This is a genomic window from Kitasatospora sp. MY 5-36 (genome assembly GCF_001182915.1).
Taxonomy (GTDB): domain Bacteria; phylum Actinomycetota; class Actinomycetes; order Streptomycetales; family Streptomycetaceae; genus Kitasatospora.
On sequence record NZ_LFVW01001287.1, the window covers coordinates 1 to 1,012 of the forward strand.

At 77.5% G+C, this 1,012-nt stretch carries 1 pseudogene; it reads right to left on the reverse strand.

The window, feature by feature from the left end:
* Positions 1–1,012: pseudogene (locus AE652_RS42000) on the reverse strand (adenylate/guanylate cyclase domain-containing protein); the annotation flags it as partial.

Consider the following 1,012-nt stretch of genomic DNA (forward strand, 5'->3'; position numbering starts at 1 on the left):
CGCGGGCCAGCGCACCGGCCCCGGCGGTGCCGAGGGCGGTGGCCGCGCGGGTGCGCAGCACGTCGGTGCGGGTGTCCAGCAGGCCGAGTTCCAGTCGGTAGCGGTGGGCGCGCTCCAGGTGGCCGCCGACGGCGGCGTCCCCGGTGGAGCGGACGGCTGGCAGGTCGGCGGCGCGCTCGTGGCGCTCGGCGCGGGCCCGCTTGGACATGGACTGGTAGACCGACTCCTGGACCAGGCCGCTGCTGAACCGGTAGCCGGTGCCGGTCGGTTCGACCAGCCGCAGCTCGGCCAGTCGGGCCAGCGCGGCGTGCAGCCGCGGCGGGGTGTCGTCGACCCAGGCGGACGGACCGGCCGGCAGGCCGTCGATCGGGCCGGTGAAGACGTCGTCCTGCGGGTCGGCGAAGGCGTCCTGGTCGCTGCCGCCGTGGGCGAGTTCGGCGAGTTCGGCGGCGGTGAAGGCGCGGCCGAGGACGGCGGCGAGGTCGAGGGTGGCGCGCTCGTCGCGCTCCAGCCCGTCGATCTGGGCGCTGAGCAACGCCCGTCCGGTGGGCGGCAGTTCGTCCGTCAGTGCGGGGCCCTCGGTCTCGGTGAGGGCGGCCAGCAGCTCCTCCAGGTGCAGCGGGTTGCCCTCGGCGCGTTCCAGCAGCCGGGTGGGCACCGCGTCCTGGTGGGCGCTCAGCTCGGTCAACTGGGCGGCCAGCAGGGCGGATTCGTCCCAGGACAGGCCGCCGACCGGCAGCGTCGGCAGCTCCGGGCGGGCGGCCGGGAGCTCGGGGCGGGTCAGGCAGAGCAGCAGCACGGGGGCCGCGCCGAGTTCGACGGCCAGCCGCTCGACGGCGTCCAGCAGCACCGGGCCGGCCCACTGGCAGTCGTCCAGGACCAGGACGGCCGGGCGCTCGACGGTGCGGCCGCGCAGGATCGCGGCCAGCAGCTCCAGCGAGCGGCCGGCGTCGATGCCCGGCGCCGTCGCCTCGTCCAGCCGGGCCAGCGCTTCGGCGGGGGCGGCGCCCTC